Origin of the sequence: Rheinheimera soli (genome assembly GCF_031457405.1) — a bacterium.
Taxonomy (GTDB): domain Bacteria; phylum Pseudomonadota; class Gammaproteobacteria; order Enterobacterales; family Alteromonadaceae; genus Pararheinheimera; species Pararheinheimera soli_A.
In genome coordinates, this window is the sequence record NZ_JAVDWR010000001.1 from 166,090 (window position 1) to 179,190 (window position 13,101).

Below are 13,101 nucleotides of genomic sequence, written 5' to 3' on the forward strand. Positions count from 1 at the left end.
TTTGTATAACAGCCTGTAGCGTCAGTAATTTGTCAGGCCTTTTATGTCGATGACCCAAGTATTTTCCCGTGTAAATCCCGAAGTTTTGTCCTATATCAAAGGAATTGGCACGCCTTTAATGATCCTGGCCGCTCTGGCTATGGTGGTGTTGCCTCTGCCACCTTTGATGCTGGATATCTTATTTACTTTTAATATCACCCTTGGCTTAGTAGTGCTTTTAATCACTATTTACACCAGAAAACCTTTAGATTTTGCCATTTTCCCCAGCGTCATTCTGGTGGCTACTATTATGCGTTTAACCCTGAATATCGCCAGTACGCGGGTGATTTTACTTGAGGGCCATACTGGTCCTGATGCGGCGGGTAAAGTGGTTGAGGCCTTTGGTGAAGTGGTGATTGGTGGTAACTACGCTGTGGGTCTGGTGGTCTTTATCATCCTCGTTATCATCAATATGATGGTAGTCACTTCTGGTGCTGCCCGTATTTCTGAAGTGACAGCCCGATTTACCTTAGATGCTATGCCAGGTAAACAGATGGCGATAGATGCTGACTTAAACGCCGGTTTTATTGATGCCGATCAGGCCCGTAAACGCAGGGAAGAAATAGGCGAAGAGGCCGATTTTTACGGCTCAATGGACGGTGCCAATAAGTTCGTTAAAGGCGATGCGATGGCGGGTATCGTTATTATGGTGATCAATATTATCGGTGGTCTGGTGATTGGCGTAGTGCAGCATGATTTGGCCTTTATGGAAGCTGTGCAAATTTATACTTTATTAACCATAGGGGATGGCCTGGTCGCACAAATTCCGGGTTTGTTGTTGTCTGTTGGTACCGCCATTATCGTCACCCGTCAAAACAAAGATGGTGATTTTGGCACTCAAATGGCAGGGCAGTTCAGTAACTTTAAAGTTCTGGTGCTTGCCACAGCTATCCTGGTGATAATGGGCATAGTGCCTGGTATGCCTCATGTCGCTTTTTTAAGCCTGGCTCTTATTGTTGGAAGTGCTGCTTTTTACCTATACAGGGTCGAACATCCAACTGCAGAAAAAGCTGCAGCTATTAAAAAAGCCGAAATGACCACTCCTGTTGAAGTGGCTCCTGTCAAAGAAATTGGCTGGGACGATGTGCAACCTGTTGACACTATAGGTCTGGAAGTCGGCTACCGCTTAATCCCGCTGGTAGATAAAGCCCAGGGCGGCGAACTCCTGACCCGTATTAAAGGCGTGCGCAAGAAATTATCTCAGGAGCTGGGATTCCTTATTCCTGCAGTGCATATCCGTGACAATCTGGATTTGGAACCTAATACCTACAGAGTGACCATGATGGGAGTGACGACAGGGGAGTCAGAGCTTAGACACGACAATGAGCTGGCCATTAACCCGGGTCAGGTGTTTGGTACTGTCAAAGGCATAGCCACCAAAGACCCTGCATTTGGTTTAGAAGCGGTCTGGATAGCAAAAAATCAGCGTGAACATGCGCAGACCCTGGGCTACACAGTAGTGGACGCTGCAACAGTAGTAGCTACCCATTTAAGCCAGATTTTAACCAATAATGCGGCGCAGCTGCTGGGCCATGAAGAAGTACAGAATCTGCTGGATATGCTGGCGAAGTCTTCGCCTAAACTGGTGGATGCGTTAGTACCTGATACATTGCCGCTGACTGTGGTGGTCAAAGTGCTGCAGAACCTGCTACATGAAGGTGTGCCTATCCGTGATATGCGCACCATAGTGCAAACGCTGGTGGACTATGGATCGAAGAGTCAGGATGTTGACGTCTTAACTGCGTCTTGCCGTGTGGCGCTTAAACGATTGATTGTGCAGGAAGTGGTTGGCAGTGCGCCTGAAGTGCCTGTGATCACCTTTGCACCTGATTTGGAGCAGATGTTACATCAGTCGATGCAATCGGCCGGAAATGATGGTGCAGGCATAGAACCAGGCCTGGCTGAACGTATTCAGCAATCCCTGGCTACTGCCTGCCAGAATCAGGAATTGGCCGGTGAACCAGCAGTTTTATTGACTTCCGGTATTCTGCGATCAGTTATGGCACGATTCGTGAAATACAGTATTCCAGGATTACGGGTTTTGTCCTACCAAGAGATCCCTGACAACAAACAAATCCGTATTGTCAGTGTGGTAGGCCAGTCGAATTAGGAGTTAAGCTATGAAAATCAAACGCTTTGTTGCCAAAGATATGCGCACCGCTCTGACGGAAGTCAAAGAGTTTTTAGGCCCTGATGCCATTATTCTGTCGAATAAAAAGGTCGCAGGTGGTGTTGAAATTGTGGCGGCAATAGACCCGGAAGCCGCGCCAGCCAAGGCTGCGCCTGAAGCTAAAACTGTAGCTCAGCCTGCAGTCGGCGCGCGTTTGAATATCAAAGTCGACGATGAGCCAGAGCAGGTACCTGCAGATTCTTTGCAAGCTTTGCTCGCCCGTCAAATCAGCAAACAACCTGCAGCTGCTCAGGCTATCTCTGCCAATAAAATGGCGGCTGCAAAAACGGCTGCAGCGACCAACGCATTATTTTCGGTCGCTAATTCAGCATCTCCGGATCCTGAACGTCAATCTTCCGGCGCAGCTGGCGTAAATCTGAACGAACTGACCCGTTATCAGGAGCAACAAGCCAAACTGATGCAAAAACAGTTTGACGCCATGCGAAGCGAAATGTCGTCTATGAAACAATTGTTGCAACACCAGGTCTCTGGTTTGATGTGGCAGGATCTGGCGCGTCGTGAACCTGTCCGTGCCATGGTGATTGAAAAACTGCTGGCTTTGGGTTTATCTGAACCAGTGGCTGATCAAATCGCCTGCTTTATGCCTGAAGATATCAGCGATGCTGAAGCCTGGGACAGTGCATTAGAGCTGCTGACAGGCCAGTTGATCACCACCAATGACGATATTATGCGTCGTGGCGGTGTAGTAGCGCTGGTTGGCCCTACAGGCGTAGGAAAAACCACGACTGTGGCTAAGCTGGCGGCTCAGTTTGCCAAGCGTCATGGTGCCGATCAGGTGGCTTTAATCACCACTGATTCATTTCGTATCGGTGCTTATGAGCAGCTCGCGACTTTTGGCCGTATTATAGGTTGTCCGGTCAAACAGGTGAAAGACAGCGAAGAGTTGGCCATGCTGTTAAATCAGTTACAAACACGTAAATTAATACTGATTGATACTGCAGGTATGAGCCAGCGTGACGTTCGTCTTGCGGAAAAACTTGCGTCCTTAGTGCATAATTCGCGTGTCAAAATAAAAAGTTATCTGGTATTGTCTGCAACATCTCAAGCTCGCGTGATGCAGGAAACCGTTGAACATTTCAAACGTATTCCATTAGCGGGTTGTATTTTCACCAAACTTGATGAATGCTTAAGTTTGGGAGAAATCATTAACGTGGCAATACAAAATGCGTTACCGGTCAGTTATTTGACCCATGGCCAACGAGTCCCTGAGGACATCGAAATGGCAGACGCCAAAACAATGGTTGCCAAGGCAGAGCAGTTACGGACCTCTAACAGTAGTACGGGTTATCAGTGGTATTCAGATTCAGTGACCCGGGTGGAAGGAACCTATGCATAATCTTCCGATGAATGATGATCAAGCCAGTGGCCTGAGAAGAATGAACCAACAGCAACAGATGGTAAAAGTGATAGCAGTGACAGGTGGTAAAGGCGGCGTCGGTAAAACCAACGTCACCTTGAACCTCGCCATGGCTATGGCACAGCTGGGCAAAAAAGTATTAGTACTGGACGCCGACCTTGGATTGGCGAACTGTGACGTGATGCTTGGACTTCGGGTTCAGCAAAATTTATTTCATGTGTTATCCGGCGAAGCTGAGCTGGATGACATTCTGATTGAAGGTCCTTTTGGTATTAAAATTGTACCAGCGACTTCAGGCACTCAGTCCATGACCGAATTAAAGCCGGTAGAACACGCGGGTCTTATTCGTGCTTTTAGCGAAATGCGCACCCGTTTTGACGTGTTGCTGGTCGATACTGCCGCAGGCATTTCCGATATGGTATTAAGTTTCTCCCGAGCCTCTCAGGATGTGTTAGTGGTGGTCTGTGATGAACCCTCTTCCATCACTGACGCTTACGCATTGATGAAAATCTTAAGCCGTGAACACGGTGTGCAACGTTTTAAAATTGTCGCCAATATGGTGCGCAGTTTAAAAGAAGGTCAGGAATTGTTTGCTAAACTGAGCAGGGTGACAGACCGTTTTTTAGATGTCAGCCTGGAATTAGTCGCCACTATACCTTTTGATGAAAACGTCAGAAAAGCGGCGCGTAAGCAAAAAGCTTTTGTCGATGCTTTTCCAAGAACTCCGGCGTCTCTGGCTATCCGCACCTTAGCCACCCGCGCAGTACAATGGCCTGTGCCTCCTGTTGCTTCCGGGCATCTGGAATTCTTTTTGGAACAATTGGTGCAACAACCTGAAGCGAGAGGTCTGGTTTGAATAGCAAACTTGCGGCCTACGGTGCCGCGGATCAACTGACTCAAATGATCGAGCGGCATGCGCCTCTGGTAAAACGTATTGCCTACCACTTGTTAGCCCGTTTACCCGCCAGTGTCTTAGTCGATGATTTAATTCAATCCGGTATGATAGGCCTGATTGAAGCTGCAAAGAATTTTGATGGCAGCAAAGGTGCAAGCTTTGAAACCTTTGCTGGCATTCGTATCCGCGGCTCTATGCTGGATGAGATTCGCCGTGGTGACTGGACTCCGCGCTCAGTGCATCGTAATTCCCGCATGATAGCTGAAGCCATTTCTGAGCTTGAATCTGAACTGGGCCGTGATGTAAAAGATAGTGAAGTTGCTGAAAAACTTGATATATCTTTAGATGAGTATCATCATATGCTCAGTGACGCCAGCAGTGGTCGCATTATTGGCATTGAAGATCTGGGCATCTCGGAAGATGTGTTAGTGACGGCAAATGATAAAGATGAAGATCATTTGTACGAACAACAGGCAACTGATGCATTTCAACAGGCGTTGATAAAAAATATCAGTAGCTTACCGGAGCGAGAAGCTATAGTGTTGTCGCTGTATTATAATGACGAACTAAATTTGAAAGAGATTGGTGCTGTGCTGGATGTCAGTGAGTCCAGGGTCAGTCAAATTCATAGTCAGGCGCTGGTGCGCTTACGCTCCAGAATGCAGGATTGGTTGTAATAGTTTGAGTTAGTCCAGCTTGGGCTCTCACCGGAGGGGATTTTGGATAAGAATATGAAAATTCTTGTGGTTGATGATTTCTCAACCATGAGACGCATAATTAAAAACCTGCTAAGAGATCTTGGCTTCACCAACGTGTCAGAAGCTGATGATGGCAGTACCGCTTTGCCTATGTTGCAAAATGGTGATTTTGATTTTGTAGTCACAGACTGGAATATGCCAGGTATGCAGGGTATCGATTTGTTACGTGCAATTCGTGCCGATGCAAAGCTGAAACATATTCCTGTGCTGATGGTGACTGCTGAAGCGAAAAAGGAACAGATCATTGCAGCGGCACAAGCTGGAGTGAACGGTTACATCGTTAAACCTTTTACTGCTGCAACCTTACAGGAAAAACTGGCTAAAGTATTCGAACGCCTGGGTTAAACCGTAACTGACAAAGGAGTACACCATGTCTGTAGCTACGGCACCCTTGATTTCTTTAGAACAGGCCCGTGAACTGGTTCAGTTGCTTGAGTTTGGTGAAACCGACGCTGCGAACGAACTGGTGCAACAGCTGGCTGTCCCGGGTTCTTCTGAGTTATTTGCCGAGGTTGGAAAACTAACCCGGCAATTACATGACTCGCTAAAAAGTTTCCAAATTGATCCATCCTTAAGTTCGTTGCTGGCCGACGATATTCCGGACGCCAAAAAGCGCTTGAATCATGTTATTGATATGACAGAACAGGCCGCGAATAAAACCATGGATGCGGTCGAAAACTGTCTTCCTATCGCCGATGAGCTGAACTCCCATCTACAATCAATTTTGCCAGACTGGCAAAAACTGATGAGTCGCGACTTAAAAGTCGGGGAGTTCAAAGCCTTATGTCATAATCTTGATGGCTTTTTGCATCAGGCCACCGGAAACTCTGCTACCTTACATGCACGGCTGACCGAAGTATTGATGGCACAGGATTATCAGGATTTAACAGGTCAGATTTTACGGCGGGTCATTGAATTGGTCCGGGAAGTGGAAGACAGCTTAATTGGTTTATTAACGGCCTTTGGTCAAACCAACTTAAGTATGGAAGAACGACCAGCCGTAGTGAAAAAACCAAAAGCAGGTCACGAAGCTGAAGGCCCTATTATTGACGCAGCAGAGCGTGATGACGTGGTGTCCGGTCAGGATGATGTGGACGATTTATTATCAAGTTTAGGTTTCTAAAAGGGGAGCTGTAGCATGGGCTTTGATTTAGATGAGGATATTTTACAGGATTTCCTAGTCGAAGCCGGCGAGATCCTTGAACTACTGCAAGAGCAGTTGGTTGAGCTGGAAAATAATCCGGATGACGCAAATTTATTAAATGCCATTTTCCGTGGTTTCCACACCGTTAAAGGTGGCGCTGGATTTTTATCGCTGACTGAATTAGTTGACGCCTGCCATGGCGCCGAAAACGTGTTTGATATTTTGCGGACCGGCAAACGTCGTGTTACTGCAGAATTGATGGATGTTATTTTACAGGCCCTGGATGCGGTCAACGCTATGTTTGCCGATGTGCAAAACCGCGAACCTCTGACTCCGGCTGATCCTGCTATTATTGAAGCTTTGCATCGCCTGAGCATGCCTGAGTCGGAAGACGAGCATGCCCATCATGCTGTTGCAGCTGAACCTGAACCAGAAGCTGAAATCAGCATGGAAGAGTTTGATGCTGTAGTTGAGTTTGCTACAGTTCCGGCTGTTGAAAGTTCATCTTCCATTGATGAAATCAGCGACGACGAATTTGAATCTCTGTTGGATGAATTGCATGGTGCCGGAGCTCCGGGCCGTGATACGTCCGCCAATCTGCCACCGCCTGCGGTGAAAGAAACAGCCAGTGAAGACATCACAGACGATGAATTTGAAGCTATTTTAGATCAGCTGCATGGTCAGGGTTCCTTTATCCCTGGTGAAGCAGCTGCATCTGTGGCTGCGAAGCCTGCAGAAAAAGCACCGGTCAAAGCACCAGAAAAAGCCAAAGCTGCTGCTGGTGACGACATTTCAGACGACGAGTTTGAATCTTTACTGGACGATTTGCATGGTAAAGGCAAGGCGCCTGTTGGCCCGGCTGAAACTGCAAAAGCAGCACCTGTAGCCAAAGCTGCAGCACCTGCCAAAGCGCCGGCTCCAACTCCAGCACCTGCAGCAGCAAAACCAGCTCCTGTAGCCGCAGCACCAAAAGATCCTGATGCCGATCCAAAAGCAGCCGCTAACCAGCCAGAAACGACAGTTCGTGTTGATACCAAACGTTTGGATCAAATCATGAACATGGTTGGTGAATTAGTGTTAGTGCGTAACCGTTTAGTCAGTTTATCCGGTACTGCTCAGAATGAAGAAATGAGCAAAGCCATAGCGAACCTCGACGTAGTCACAGCCGATTTACAAGGTGCTGTGATGAAAACCCGGATGCAGCCCATCAAAAAAGTATTTGGCCGTTTCCCAAGGGTTGTACGCGACTTAGCCCGTTCTCTGCAAAAGGACATTAACCTTGTGCTGGAAGGGGAAGAAACAGATTTAGATAAAAACCTGGTTGAAGCTTTGGCCGATCCATTGGTCCACTTAGTGCGTAACTCGGTTGACCATGGTATTGAAATGCCGGATGTTCGTGTCAAAGCTGGTAAGCCACGCACAGGTTTAGTCAGATTAGCGGCGTCTCAGGCTGGTGATCATATTCTGTTAACCATCACTGATGATGGTGCAGGTATGGATCCGGAAAAACTTAAAGGCATAGCCATTAAACGTGGTGTACTTGAACCTGATGCGGCGGCCCGTATGTCAGACACTGAAGCCTTTAATCTGATTTTTGCCCCTGGTTTTTCAACTAAAGAGCAAATCTCTGATATTTCTGGTCGTGGTGTGGGTATGGATGTGGTGAAAACCAAAATTACCCAACTGAACGGTACAGTACATATCAACTCCAAGTTGGGTCAGGGTACTATCTTAGAAATTAAAGTGCCGCTGACTTTGGCGATATTGCCAACCCTGATGGTGATAGTGGGCGAACAAACTTTTGCCTTGCCATTAGCGACAGTCAACGAAATTTTCCATCTGGATTTGGCCAAAACCAACAACGTGGATGGCCAGTTGACCATAGTGGTTCGGAACAAAGCCATTCCATTGTTTTATCTTGAGCACTGGCTGGTCAAAGGTTCGACCAAAAAGATCCGTCGCGAACAGGGTCATGTGGTGATAGTGCAAATTGGTACCCAACAAATTGGTTTTGTAGTGGACTCTCTGATTGGTCAGGAAGAAGTAGTGATCAAACCTCTGGATGCCTTATTGCAAGGTACTCCGGGTATGGCTGGCGCTACTATCACATCAGACGGCGGTATAGCGCTTATTCTGGATGTGCCTAACTTGCTGAAGCATTATGCCAAACGTTCCAAAATAAAATTTGATCGCTTTGATAAATTCTCAGCCTAAGAGAGTGAAGTATGACCATCAGGGTATTAGTTGTTGATGACTCCAGTTTTTTCCGTCGCCGTCTGACGGAAATACTGAGTCAGGATGCCGAGTTAGAGGTCATTGCCACCGCCAATAATGGTAAAGAGGCGGTGGAAAAAGCGTTAGCCTTGCGGCCTGACGTGATAACGATGGACATCGAAATGCCGGTGATGGATGGCATTCAGGCTGTGCGCGAAATCTTAAAGGTACAGCGCACACCTATTCTGATGTTTTCATCTTTAACTCACGAAGGTGCAAAAGCCACTTTAGATGCACTGGAAGCCGGCGCTATAGATTTCCTGCCGAAAAAATTCGAAGACATAGCCCGCGATAAAGCCGAAGCCGCTGATGTGTTACGTCAAAGGGTGAAAACAGTTGCCAGACGCCGGGTGATCAGCAGGCCATCCAGTTTAACGGGAAACACAGGCTCCACTTTTTCATCCCGCACTGCACCAGCTCCTGCGACCGGTGCTTCTGCTACAACAGCAAGAGCACCTTTGGCTCAAAGTCTGGCGGCCAGAGCATTGGCTGAACGGGCAGAGTTACAAAGCAGAGCAGCAGAACGTGCTGAATCACAACGTACTGCTAATTTTGAATCCAGCGGCAAGAACTACAAACTGGTCGCTATTGGCACTTCAACAGGCGGACCAGTCGCGCTGCAACAAATTATTACCGCTTTACCTGCCAACTTTCCTTTGCCTATTGTGCTTATTCAGCATATGCCTGCCGCCTTTACCGGCGCTTTTGCCGCCCGTTTAAATGGTCTGGCAAAAATTGAAGTCAAAGAAGCTGCAGACAACGATATTCTTCGACCTGGTGTGGCTTATCTGGCGCCAGGTGGTAAACAAATGCTGGTTGATGGCAATGAAAACCAGGCCAGGCTTAGGGTACGCGAAGACGACTCACCTCGTATTACCTTTAAACCCAGCGTAGATATTACTTTTGGTACTGCTGCTAAAGTCTTTAACGACAAAGTACTCGCAATAGTTCTGACAGGTATGGGCTCGGATGGTCGTGAAGGCGCCCGTTTACTGAAGCAATCCGGTTCCCGTATCTGGGCGCAGGATGAAGCCAGTTGCGTGGTTTATGGCATGCCGCAGGCTGTGACTGCTGCAGGTTTGACTCATCTTGAAGTGGCGTTATCTGATGTGGCAAACCGTCTTATTGCAGAAGTAGGCAATGGATAAGCTTACTCTTGCCGGTATTATTATTGCGTTAGTGGCTATAGTGGGCGGTTTTAGTCAGGAAGGTGGAGATGTTCTTACCTTGTTGCATGGGCCTGCTTTTTTAATTGTGTTTGGTGGTACTTTGGGGGCTGTACTGATCCAGAGTCCGGCTTCACAGTTTCGCTTGAGCATGAGCTTGCTGCCCTGGGTCATTACGCCGCCTAAACTGGACTTCGATTCGACCATAGAACGTATTACCCAATGGGGGCATTCGGCTCGTCTGCAAGGTTTTTTATCCTTAGAACAGGATGCACTGAACGAAGAGCAACCCTTGCTAAAACGTGGTTTGAACTTACTGGTAGATGGGACTGAAGCCAAAATATTGCAGGATATCCTCGACACCGAACTGCATCTGGAAAAAGAACGTTTATTAAGAGCAGCAAAAGTATTTGAAGCTATGGGCGGCTATAGTCCGACTATAGGTATAGTTGGCGCTGTACTTGGGCTTATTCTGGCCTTATCTAATATTTCCAACCCGGATGAATTAGGGCAGGGCATTGCTACCGCTTTTGTTGCTACTATTTATGGCGTGGGCTTAGCTAACTTTGTCTTTATACCTATATTTAATAAAATCAAAGTGTTAGTTGAAGAGCGGGCTTTATTTCATTCTATGGTGATCGAAGGTTTGTGTTCTATAGCGCTGGGGGAAAACCCCCGCAGTGTGGAATCCAAACTAATGGCATACAGAGCCACTTAAATGTACAGGCCTCGCCGTTCTGCCGCCAGTGAAGCGGAAAAGTCAGATACAGAACGTTGGCTGGTGTCTTATGCCGATTACATGACCTTGTTGTTTGCGCTTTTTGTTGTGCTGTACTCGATGGCCAATATGGAGCGTGAGCAGTTTAAAGCCTTACAGGACACTATTTCTAAGGTGTTTGTAGCAACAGACAAAACAGGAACCGGTATCCAGGGGCAATCTGTACAACCTGATATTCACCCGCAAAGTGATTTTGAATTGTATGGTTCAGGGTTGGAAGACGCTACAGGACCCACTTTACTGGCGGATAATTCGAAGTTAGAACAGATAGACAGTACTAAACTTGGCAGCCCTTTAGTGGGGATGCAAAAAGACATCAATCGTGCTTTGCGCACTTTGATCGAGTCGGGCTTAGCCAAAGTTACGCTGGATGAAGACTGGTTAACGGTTGAACTCAATAGTGGCCTATTGTTTGGCAGTGGCAGTGCCCGTTCAAACAGTTCAGCTTCTGCCGTCATCACTGAATTAACTGCTATTTTAAAGCAGACGAATAATTTTTTAAGAGTGCGGGGTTATACTGATTCAGTACCTATCCGCACCGAGCAGTTTCCATCGAACTGGGAGTTGTCAGTAGCGCGTGCTGCTTCCATAGTCCGTCTATTGGAAGACTTAGGTATAGAACCACAGCGTATGGCGATTGAAGGCTATGGGCAGTATTCCCCTTTTGCAGATAACGCTACGGCACAAGGACGCAGTCAAAACCGAAAGGTAGTGATAGCTTTATCTAAGTACGCATACGAAGCTGTTGTGGTTGAAACACCAGAGGCAGCCGAACCGGAAACTGCAGCAGAACAGGCAGCTGAAGCGGCTGCAGCGCAAGAACAGCAAAAAATACGGGTGATCCGCTTACCTCATGGTGGCATACGGATCACAACCAGACCGCCTGAACCAGGCGAAGAAGAGCCACCTATTGAGCAGGAACAGTAAATTGGTTGTTTGGACTATCGCAAATCAAAAGGGTGGGGTTGGAAAAACTACCACTACAGTAACCTTAGGCGCTTTGCTTGCACAGCGTGGCCATCGTGTTTTACTGATCGATACTGACCCTCATGGCTCGCTTACCTACTATTTTGGCATTGATGCTGAAGAGCTGGAAGTCAGCGTTTATGATATTTTTCTGCGTGGTAAAGACATTACCGGCGAAGAAATTTTGCAGTCACTTTGCCCAAGCGGTATGCCTAATCTGGATATATTGCCTACTTCTATGGCGCTGGCCACTCTTGACCGTTCTCATGGTCAACAAGGTGGTATGGGGCTTATTCTGAAAAAAGCTCTGCAAAAAATTGAAAACGACTATGACTATGTGCTGATTGATTGCCCTCCGGTTATTGGGGTGCTGATGGTGAACGCCATGGCCGCCTGTGACCGTATTTTAATACCGGTGCAGACTGAGTTTCTGGCATTAAAAGGCCTGGATCGAATGATTGCCACTATGCAACTGATGCACAGTTCAGCGCCGCAGGATTACGCTTTTACCATAGTGCCGACTATGTACGACAAAAGAACCAAAGCCTCACTGGATGCTTATAAAGCCTTAAAAGCTCAGTATCAGGAAAGGGTGTGGTCAGCTGTTATTCCTATTGACACTAAATTCCGTGATGCCAGTCTGGCCCAGACTCCACCCCCTGTATTCGCGCCAAAATCCCGTGGGGTCTTTGCTTACAATACGTTGCTAACCTATTTATTGCAGTTAGCGCCGGAGAACTAAGATGAGCGATTTACAAGCCAGCCAAAAAGTCATGAAGCATTATTTAAATGCTTTATTGACCGATGACGTGGTCGAAACGCCTATTCAGCAAGCGAAAAAGCAGCAACTGAATGAACTGCTGGCTCCGGTATCGGCCCCTGTTGTGGCTCCTGTTAAAGCCCCGGTGATCGCAAAACCAGCCGTTGTGGCACCAGTGACAGCTCCTGTTGTAAAAGCGCCTGTGGTGGCTCCGCTTGCCCCTGTGGTTGAACAGGTGAAGGTGGCGCCTGTTGTTCCTGCAGTAAAAGCTACGGCACCTGTAGTAAAAGATTACAGAAAAGGCCGTTTTCAGGCGTTGTTTTTTACAGTGGCGGGTTTAAAAGTCGCATTACCTCTGAAAGCGCTGGGCGGTATTCATAAGATGATGCCGATTAGCTCATTACCAGGTCAGCCTGAATGGCTAAAAGGTGTGATGTTGTACCGCGAGCAAAAAATTAATGTGGTCGATACTGCGCTTTGGGTCATGCCAGAAAAATATGACCAGGAGCTGGCAGAAAAGCTAAACTATCAATATGTTATTATGCTGGGCAATAGCCATTGGGGCCTGGCTTGTGATACTTTGGTCAACACCATTGCCTTAGAGCAAGACGAAGTAAAGTGGCGGGAAACCGAAGGCAAAAGGCCTTGGCTCGCTGGTTTAATAAAACAACATATGTGTGCTTTGCTGGACGTAGACGCTCTGATTGCTTTATTGGCAAAGGGTATGAATAGTCAGCACTGATTAAGTGTAAAAGAATTTAACTTCTGGGTAG

The 13,101-nt window shown here is 47.3% G+C and carries 12 protein-coding genes; all 12 read left to right on the forward strand.

The genetic code is table 11. The features are described 5' to 3' along the window. Positions 1 to 43 precede the first annotated feature (43 nt). The 12 genes from flhA to J2W69_RS00865 are packed head-to-tail and all read left to right on the forward strand — an operon-like array spanning position 44 to position 13,070. Positions 44 to 2,149 carry a flagellar biosynthesis protein FlhA gene (flhA, locus tag J2W69_RS00810; protein ID WP_310273611.1) on the forward strand — a complete coding sequence of 702 codons (2,106 nt, stop codon included), beginning with the start codon at positions 44 to 46 and terminating at the stop codon, positions 2,147 to 2,149. Between the two features lie 10 nt (positions 2,150 to 2,159). Next, the gene (flhF, locus tag J2W69_RS00815) at positions 2,160 to 3,566 is read left to right on the forward strand and encodes a flagellar biosynthesis GTPase FlhF (protein WP_310273613.1); all 1,407 of its coding nucleotides are present in this window, start codon (positions 2,160 to 2,162) and stop codon (positions 3,564 to 3,566) included. Further along, a complete protein-coding gene (locus J2W69_RS00820; protein WP_473091914.1) occupies positions 3,559 to 4,443 on the forward strand; it encodes a MinD/ParA family protein in 885 nt (294 codons plus the stop codon). The genes flhF and J2W69_RS00820 overlap by 8 nt, the downstream gene beginning before the upstream one ends. Continuing rightward, the gene (locus J2W69_RS00825; protein WP_310273616.1) at positions 4,440 to 5,159 is read left to right on the forward strand and encodes an RNA polymerase sigma factor FliA; all 720 of its coding nucleotides are present in this window, start codon (positions 4,440 to 4,442) and stop codon (positions 5,157 to 5,159) included. Before J2W69_RS00820 ends, J2W69_RS00825 begins: the two co-directional genes overlap by 4 nt. 54 nt (positions 5,160 to 5,213) lie before the next feature. Further along, a complete protein-coding gene (gene cheY, locus J2W69_RS00830; protein ID WP_008898490.1) occupies positions 5,214 to 5,585 on the forward strand; it encodes a chemotaxis response regulator CheY in 372 nt (123 codons plus the stop codon). Positions 5,586 to 5,610: 25 nt separating this feature from the next. Further along, positions 5,611 to 6,363 carry a protein phosphatase CheZ gene (locus J2W69_RS00835; RefSeq protein WP_008898489.1) on the forward strand — a complete coding sequence of 251 codons (753 nt, stop codon included), beginning with the start codon at positions 5,611 to 5,613 and terminating at the stop codon, positions 6,361 to 6,363. Positions 6,364 to 6,378: 15 nt separating this feature from the next. Continuing rightward, positions 6,379 to 8,598, forward strand: coding sequence for a chemotaxis protein CheA (locus J2W69_RS00840; protein ID WP_310273627.1), 2,220 nt, complete (start codon positions 6,379 to 6,381; stop codon positions 8,596 to 8,598). An 11-nt stretch (positions 8,599 to 8,609) separates the two neighbouring features. Continuing rightward, positions 8,610 to 9,806: a protein-glutamate methylesterase/protein-glutamine glutaminase gene (locus J2W69_RS00845; protein WP_310273629.1), complete on the forward strand. Its 1,197-nt coding sequence runs from the start codon at positions 8,610 to 8,612 to the stop codon at positions 9,804 to 9,806. After that, on the forward strand, positions 9,799 to 10,542 hold the full coding sequence (locus tag J2W69_RS00850) for a flagellar motor protein (RefSeq protein WP_008898486.1): 744 nt from the start codon (positions 9,799 to 9,801) through the stop codon (positions 10,540 to 10,542). The genes J2W69_RS00845 and J2W69_RS00850 overlap by 8 nt, the downstream gene beginning before the upstream one ends. Beyond that, entirely contained in the window at positions 10,543 to 11,529 is a 987-nt protein-coding gene (locus J2W69_RS00855; protein ID WP_310273631.1) for a flagellar motor protein MotB, read from the forward strand. It begins immediately after the preceding gene. A gap of 1 nt (position 11,530) precedes the next feature. After that, positions 11,531 to 12,310: a ParA family protein gene (locus J2W69_RS00860; protein ID WP_008898484.1), complete on the forward strand. Its 780-nt coding sequence runs from the start codon at positions 11,531 to 11,533 to the stop codon at positions 12,308 to 12,310. A 1-nt stretch (position 12,311) separates the two neighbouring features. Next, complete coding sequence (locus tag J2W69_RS00865; protein ID WP_310273634.1) at positions 12,312 to 13,070, forward strand: chemotaxis protein CheW; 759 nt, start codon at positions 12,312 to 12,314, stop codon at positions 13,068 to 13,070. Positions 13,071 to 13,101: the final 31 nt, after the last annotated feature.

What these genes read in the sequence shown, in the direction of transcription:
- J2W69_RS00820 (WP_473091914.1), top strand. Translation starts at nt 3,559, where the DNA reads ATGCATAATCTTCCGATGAATGATGATCAAGCCAGTGGCCTGAGAAGA.
- J2W69_RS00840 (WP_310273627.1), top strand. Translation starts at nt 6,379, where the DNA reads ATGGGCTTTGATTTAGATGAGGATATTTTACAGGATTTCCTAGTCGAA.
- cheY (WP_008898490.1), top strand. Translation starts at nt 5,214, where the DNA reads ATGAAAATTCTTGTGGTTGATGATTTCTCAACCATGAGACGCATAATT.
- J2W69_RS00835 (WP_008898489.1), top strand. Translation starts at nt 5,611, where the DNA reads ATGTCTGTAGCTACGGCACCCTTGATTTCTTTAGAACAGGCCCGTGAA.
- J2W69_RS00850 (WP_008898486.1), top strand. Translation starts at nt 9,799, where the DNA reads ATGGATAAGCTTACTCTTGCCGGTATTATTATTGCGTTAGTGGCTATA.
- J2W69_RS00845 (WP_310273629.1), top strand. Translation starts at nt 8,610, where the DNA reads ATGACCATCAGGGTATTAGTTGTTGATGACTCCAGTTTTTTCCGTCGC.
- J2W69_RS00865 (WP_310273634.1), top strand. Translation starts at nt 12,312, where the DNA reads ATGAGCGATTTACAAGCCAGCCAAAAAGTCATGAAGCATTATTTAAAT.
- J2W69_RS00855 (WP_310273631.1), top strand. Translation starts at nt 10,543, where the DNA reads ATGTACAGGCCTCGCCGTTCTGCCGCCAGTGAAGCGGAAAAGTCAGAT.
- flhA (WP_310273611.1), top strand. Translation starts at nt 44, where the DNA reads ATGTCGATGACCCAAGTATTTTCCCGTGTAAATCCCGAAGTTTTGTCC.
- flhF (WP_310273613.1), top strand. Translation starts at nt 2,160, where the DNA reads ATGAAAATCAAACGCTTTGTTGCCAAAGATATGCGCACCGCTCTGACG.